At 71.7% G+C, this 6,710-nt stretch carries 7 protein-coding genes; 6 read left to right on the forward strand and 1 reads right to left on the reverse strand.

Annotation, left to right across the window (positions count from 1 at the left end):
* The first annotated feature begins 42 nt into the window (after positions 1–42).
* The 6 genes from ABZX11_RS32175 to ABZX11_RS32200 are packed head-to-tail and all read left to right on the forward strand — an operon-like array spanning position 43 to position 5,394.
* Entirely contained in the window at positions 43–1,422 is a 1,380-nt protein-coding gene (locus tag ABZX11_RS32175) for a glycosyltransferase (RefSeq protein ID WP_354920032.1), read from the forward strand.
* A gap of 32 nt (positions 1,423–1,454) precedes the next feature.
* Positions 1,455–2,492, forward strand: coding sequence for a DegT/DnrJ/EryC1/StrS family aminotransferase (locus ABZX11_RS32180; protein WP_354920035.1), 1,038 nt, complete (start codon positions 1,455–1,457; stop codon positions 2,490–2,492).
* Positions 2,493–2,525: 33 nt separating this feature from the next.
* Positions 2,526–3,740: a cytochrome P450 gene (locus ABZX11_RS32185; protein WP_354920038.1), complete on the forward strand. Its 1,215-nt coding sequence runs from the start codon at positions 2,526–2,528 to the stop codon at positions 3,738–3,740.
* The gene (locus ABZX11_RS32190; RefSeq protein WP_354920041.1) at positions 3,737–3,949 is read left to right on the forward strand and encodes a hypothetical protein; all 213 of its coding nucleotides are present in this window, start codon (positions 3,737–3,739) and stop codon (positions 3,947–3,949) included. The genes ABZX11_RS32185 and ABZX11_RS32190 overlap by 4 nt, the downstream gene beginning before the upstream one ends.
* A gap of 39 nt (positions 3,950–3,988) precedes the next feature.
* Entirely contained in the window at positions 3,989–4,219 is a 231-nt protein-coding gene (locus ABZX11_RS32195) for a ferredoxin (protein WP_176169606.1), read from the forward strand.
* On the forward strand, positions 4,216–5,394 hold the full coding sequence (locus tag ABZX11_RS32200; RefSeq protein ID WP_176169605.1) for a cytochrome P450: 1,179 nt from the start codon (positions 4,216–4,218) through the stop codon (positions 5,392–5,394). The genes ABZX11_RS32195 and ABZX11_RS32200 overlap by 4 nt, the downstream gene beginning before the upstream one ends.
* 126 nt (positions 5,395–5,520) lie before the next feature.
* Here ABZX11_RS32200 and ABZX11_RS32205 read toward each other — a convergent pair.
* Positions 5,521–6,710: alpha/beta fold hydrolase (locus tag ABZX11_RS32205; RefSeq protein ID WP_354920044.1), on the reverse strand; the 1,190-nt coding region annotated here is incomplete at its 5' end.

Raw genomic sequence — 6,710 nt, forward strand, 5'->3', positions numbered from 1 at the left:
CCGCCACAGCAGCACGACCCGCGACAAGGGAAGGCAGTTCCCATGGACACCGCCCAGCACCCCATTCTCTTCGTCGGCCTGCCGGAGAGCGGGCTGTTGAACCCGCTGCTGGTGCTGGCGGGCGAGCTGGCCGCCCGCGGCACCGAAGACCTCTGGTTCGCCACCGACGAACACCGGCGGGCGGAGGTCACCGCGCTGTCCGCCCGCAGCGAGGTGCGGTTCGCCTCACTGGGCGACCCGGTGCCGGAGCTGTCCGCGGTCACCTGGGACGACGAGGTGTACGCGGCGGTGACCCAGCGCTCGCGCTTCAAGGCCACCAAGGCGCTGATCGAGCACTCCTACGACCCCAGCCTGCAGGTGGACAAGTACCGCCGGCTCGAAGCCGTCGTGGAGCAGGTGCGGCCCGCGCTGATGGTGATCGACGTGATGTGCACGTTCGCGCTCAACCTGGCCATCACCAAGGGCATCCCGTTCGTGCCGACCGTGCCGTTCCTGCCCAGCAACGTGCTGACCGGCAACATCCCGTTCAGCAAGTCCTACACCCCGAGGGACTTCCCGGTGCCCCGCTCGGGACTGCCGTACCCGATGAGCGCGGCCCAGCAGCTGGCCAATCGCCTGTTCAAGCTGCGCACCGTCCTCATGTTCGCCAACCCCCGGATGTCCAAAGTGCTCAAGCAGGGCGGCGAGATCCGCAAGGAGCTGGGCATCGCACCGGAGGCCGCCAAGGCGATGGCCCGGATCGACCGCGCCGAGCTGGTGCTGTGTTTCTCCGTGGCCGAGCTGGACTATCCCTTCACCCTGCCGGAGAAGGTGAAACTGGTCGGCGCGCTCGTCCCCGACCTGCCCCAGGCACCCGGCGACCGCAGCATCACCGACTGGCTGGACGCCCAGGAGTCCGTGGTGTACATGGGTTTCGGCACGATCACCCGGCTGACCCGGGACGAGGTGCACGCGCTGGTCGAGGTGGCCCGGCGGATGAGCGCGCACCAGTTCCTCTGGAAACTGCCCGCCGAGCAGCAGCACCTGCTGCCGCCGGCCGGATCGCTGCCGGCCAACCTGCGGATCGAAAGCTGGCTGCCGTCCCAGCTCGACGTGCTGGCCCACCCCAAGGTCCGGGTGTTCTTCAACCACGCCGGCGGGAACGCCTACCACGAAGGCCTCTACTTCGGGAAGCCGCTGGTGTCCCGGCCGCTGTGGGTCGACTGCTACGACCAGGCGGTGCGCGCCGAGAGCCTCGGGGTCGGGCTGACGGTGGACCGGCCGCACACGGTCGACCCGGACGACGTCGTGGACAAGCTGACCCGCGTGCTGACCGATCCCGCGTTCACCGAGCGGGCCGCCCACACGTCCGCGCTGCTGCAGGCCGCGGGCGGGCGGCGCACCGCCGCCGATCTGCTGATGAAGCTGCCCGCGCTGGCCTGAGGAGCGACGAAACCGTGGCCTACACCTATTCCGTGTCCCGCCCCAGCCTGACCGGCCGGGAACTCGAGTACGTCACCGAAGGGATCAGCGACGGCTGGATCTCTTCGCAGGGACCGCACGTGCGCCGCTTCGAGCGCGCTTTCGCCGACTACAACGGCGTCGCGCACGGCGTCGCCTGTTCCTCCGGCACCACCGCGCTCACCCTCGCCCTGCGGGCGCTGGGCGTCGGCCCGGGCGACGAGGTGATCGTGCCGGAGTTCACCATGATCGCCAGCGCCTGGGCGGTCACCTACACCGGCGCGACGCCGGTGTTCGTCGACTGCGGGGACGACCTCAACCTCGATGTGGCCCGGATCGAGGAGAAGATCACCCCGCGCACCAAGGTGCTCATGCCGGTGCACATCTACGGCCGCCGCTGCGACATGGACCCGATCATGCGGCTGGCCTACGAGTACAACCTGTACGTGGTGGAGGACTCGGCCGAGGCGCACGGGGTCCGCCCGGTCGGCGACATCGCCTGCTTCTCGCTCTACGCCAACAAGATCATCACCGCCGGCGAAGGCGGCATCTGCCTGACCGACGACGCCCGGCTGGCCGGTCAGATCGCGCACCTGCGGGGCATGGCCTTCTCCGACGACCACTCGTTCCTGCACAAGAAGCTGGCCTACAACTTCCGGATGACCGACATGCAGGCCGCGGTGGCGCTGGCCCAGACCGAGCGGCTGGACGACCTGCTGGCCGCGCGCAAGGAGATCGAGCGGCGCTACGACGAGGGCCTGGCCGGGATCGACGGCATCACGCTGATGCCGCCGCGCGACGTGCTGTGGATGTACGACGTGCGGGCCGAGCGCCGCGACGAACTGCGCGCCTACCTGGCCGCCGAAGGCATCGAGACCCGGCTGTTCTTCAAGCCGATGAGCCGCCAGCCGGGCTACTTCGACGCGTCCTGGCCCGCGCTCAACGCCTCCCGGTTCGCCGCGGACGGCTTCTACCTGCCCACCTACGTCGGGCTGACCGCGAGCGACCAGGAGTTCATCACCGGCAAGGTGCGGCAGTTCCACGCCGCCTGACCCACCGATCCCCGTCTGCCTACGGAAAGTGCGATGACGAGCACCGACACCCCCATGGTCGAGTTCCCGGTGCGGCGCCCGGGCGAACCCTTCCCGCCCGAGGCCTACGCCGGCTACCGCGAACGGGCCGGCCTGGTCCGCACCACGCTGGCCACCGGCCAGCCGGTCTGGCTGGTCTCCCGGCACGAGGACGTGCGGGCCGTGCTGACCGACCGCCGGATCAGCGCGAACCCGGAGAACGAGGGCTTCCCCAAGGTCGGCCGGACCGGCGGGGTCCCGACGCAGGACGAGATCCCCGGCTGGTTCGTCGGCCTCGACCCGCCCGAGCACGACCGGTTCCGCAAGGCGCTGATCCCGGAGTTCTCGGTCCGCCGGATCCGGGCCTGGCAGCCGCTGATCCAGCGCACGGTGGACGAGTGCGTGGACGCGTTGCTGGCCAAGGGCGGCCGGGCCGACCTGGTCGAGGACTTCGCGCTGGCGGTGCCCTCCCTGGTGATCTCGACCATGCTGGGCGTGCCGAACGACGACCGGCCCTTCTTCGAGGCCAAGACCAAGATCCTGGTGAACCTGCAGCGCAGCACCGAACAGGAGCGGGCGGGCGCGGTCCGGCAGCTGCTGCGCTACATCACCCGGCTGATCGGCATCAAGCAGAAGTGGCCCGGCGACGACCTGATCACCCGGATCCTCGCCACCGGGGCGATCACGCCCCAGGAGCTGTCCGGCGTGGTCATGCTGCTGCTGATCGCCGGGCACGAAACCACGGCCAACAACATCTCGCTGGGTGTGGTCACGCTGCTGGCCAACCCGGAGTGGATCGGGGACGAGCGGGTGGTGGAGGAGCTGGTCCGCTACCACTCCGTGGCCGACCTGGTCGCCATGCGCACCGCCGTCGAGGACGTCGAGATCGGCGGCCAGCTGATCCGCGCGGGCGAAGGCCTGATCCCGCTGATCGCCGCGGCCAACCACGACACGGCCGCCTTCGCCTGCCCGCACGAGTTCAAGCCCGACCGCCCGGCCCGCAACCACGTCGCGTTCGGCTTCGGCGTGCACCAGTGCCTGGGCCAGAACCTGGTCCGGGCCGAGATGGCCGCGGTGTACCGGACGCTGTTCGAGCGGGTGCCGACGCTCCGGATCGACGCTCCGCTCGAGGAGCTGCCGTTCAAGTACGACGGCACGCTCTTCGGCCTGCACGCGCTGCCCGTGCGCTGGCAGTCCACCCCGGACCGGAGCGAGGAGGGCACCACATGAACGGTGAACGGCATCTGCTGGTCCGCTGGTTTTCGGCGCTGGGGTCGGCGTTTTCGGGGCACCGGGTCGACCGCTCGCACCCCCAGGCGGTCGAGCTGTCCGGTCCGTGCTTCCCGGACTGGTGCGTCACCTTCGCCACCAGCACCTGGAACGGCGTCGGCGCTCCCCCGCCCGGTCCCTGCGGCTCGCACTGCGCGCAGCGCCGCTGAACCCGGCCCCGCGACTTTCGAGAACCGGGAGGAACGACCGTGCAGATCACCGTCGACACCGGACGCTGCATCGGCGCGGGTCAGTGCGTGCTGACCGCGCCGGAGGTGTTCGACCAGAACGACAGCGGCATCGTCACGGTGCTGCGGCCGGCGCCGTCCGGCGGTGACGCCGTCGCCGCGCGCGAGGCCGCGCTGGTCTGCCCGTCCGCGACGATCACCATCGAAGAGCGCGGCCCGCGGCACCGGCCGCCGAAAGGGAGGAACCGATGACCACGACGGAGGAACGGGTGCTGCTGGCGTCCGACGAGCCCTTCGTGCGACGGCTGTGCCCGCACCTGCGGGAACCGTACGACGGTCCGCCGGTGCGGCGGATCGTCACCCCGGCCGGCGACCAGGCGTGGCTGGTGTCCCGGTACGCCGAGATCAAGGGACTGCTGCGGGACGACCGGCTCGGGCGGTCGCACCCGGATCCGGAACACAAGCCGCAGTACGCCGGCAACCCCACCTACGACCTGGCCACCGCCGCCGACCACGGGGCCGGGGACAAGTTCCACCACGGCCTGCGCAAGGTGCTGCAGCCGCACTTCGCGGCCCGGCACATGCTGCACCTGCGGCCGAAGGTGGAGGAGCTGACCGCGGGCCTGGTCGAGGCGTTCGCCGCCCGGCCGCGCCCGGCCGACCTGCACGCCGGCCTGTCGGCCCCGCTCACCCTGCTGGTGATCTGCGAGCTGCTGGGCGTGCCCGCGGACGAACGCGAGCAGTGCGCGGCCCTGGTGTCCCGGATGGGCGGGGTGGCCGACGAGCAGGGCGGCGGCACGGCCGCGTTCTTCGGCTACCTGCGCGACCTGGCCGCCCGCAAGCGGGCCGCGCCGGCGGACGACGTCATGTCCCGCCTGGTGACCGGCAACGACGTGACCGACGAGCAGGTCGGCGAGATCGCCATGCTGCTGCTGTTCGCCGGGATCGGCTCGACGGTCAAGCAGATCGACTACGGCTTCCTGCTGCTGGCCAACGATCCGGCGCAGCGCGACGCGGTGGCGGCCGATCCGGAGCTGGTGCCGCGGGCCGTCGAGGAGATGCTGCGGGTGTCCGGCAGCCTCAGCCTGCCGCGGTACGCCCGCGAAGACATCGAGCTCGGCGGGGTGACCATCGGCAAGGACGAACTGGTGCTGCTGGACCTGGCCCGGGCCAACATGGACGTCGACGCCTTCGACTGCCCGGCCGAGTTCGACGTCGGCCGCGCGCCCAACCGGCACCTGACCTTCGCGCACGGTGCGTGGGCCTGCATGGGCGCCCCGCTGGCCCGGATCCTGATGCAGGTGCTGTTCACCCGCCTGCTGAGCCGCCTGCCCGGCCTGCGGCCGCTGGTCCCCGCGGCCGAAGTGGCCACCACGGACGCCCCGCTCGGCGGCGGCCTCACCGATGAACTGCTCGTCACCTGGTAAGTCCCCGACCGCCAGGGCCGTCACCTTCCGGTGGCGGCCCTTTTCGCGTGGCCGGCCCGGGAGGAAGTGACCGTGGCACAACGGAGAGCCGCGCGCTCCGGCCGGGGCGCGCGGCTCTCCACGGTCTCAAGGTGCCGGAGTCAGCGCCGGCAGCTGCTCCAGCCACTCGCCGATGATTGCCGCCGTCAGCGGAGCGTGCTCCTGGGACAGGGCGAAGTGGTTCGACTGCACCGTGCGGATCGTGTCGGTGCCGTCCACCAGTGCCCGCTGCTCCGGTGGCGCTTCGCTGCCCTCCTCGCCGCAGCGGACCAGGATCTTCGGCACTGTCGTCCGGTGGTCCGCCATGGCCGGCAGCTTGTTCAGCCAGGACGCCATGCCCGAGAGCCGGGCCGCTTCGATCGTGGTGGTCTCCGACTGGATGCCGGTCATCAGGTCCTCGGCCATGCCCATGTAGTCGGTCGAGTCGTCACCGTCGTGGCGGAGGCTGAGCGTGTCCAGCATGACGACACCCGCCGCCCGGATGCCCCACGTGTTCTCGAGCAGGCCGGCCGCGGCGAGGGCGAGCACGCCCCCGGAAGAGTGGCCGACGATCACGAACGGCTCGCCGTCCGCGGCCTCCAGCACGCTCTCCGCGACCACCCGGGCCGCGGCGGCCGCGGAAGCGGGCAGCGGCTCGCCCTGGGCGAACCCGATCAGCGGCAGCGACCGCACGGTCCGGACCCCCTGGAACTGCGCGGCGATCCGGGCGTACTGGTGCACGCCGCCGACCACCACCGGGGAGCTGATGCAGATCAGCCGCGGCCCGGCCGGGCCTTCGGCCAGGGTGAGCGGCGCGGGCAGCTCCTCCAGTTCGGCCGGTGCGTCGAAGGTGGGCCGGACGGCGGCGACCGCCTTGAGCATGTCCATGCCGGCCTGCAGCTTCCCGGCCCGCAGGGACTCGAAGAACAGGTGCCCGACCGTGTCGTGCACGGCCGCGCCGCCGCCGGAACCGGCGAACGCGCCGCCGTTCGCCAGTTCGGCCGCGAGCCAACCGGCCAGCCGGGCCGGGGTCGGGTTGTCGAAGATCACCGTGGCCGGCAGCCGCAGCCCGGCCGCTTCGGCCAGGCTGTTGCGCAGTTGCACCGCGATGAGCGAGTCGAAGCCGGCGTCCATGAACTGGGTGTCCGCGTCGACCGCGGCCGGGTCCGTGTGCCCGAGCGCGCGAGCCGCGTGCTCGACCACCACCGAGCGCAGCAGCGCCACCCGGTCGTCCGGCTCCAGCCCGCGCAGCCGCTCGGTCAGGCTCGGCCCGGCCGCCACCGGGCCGGCGGCGGCCG

Origin of the sequence: Amycolatopsis sp. NPDC004169 (genome assembly GCF_040610315.1) — a bacterium.
Classification (GTDB): domain Bacteria; phylum Actinomycetota; class Actinomycetes; order Mycobacteriales; family Pseudonocardiaceae; genus Amycolatopsis.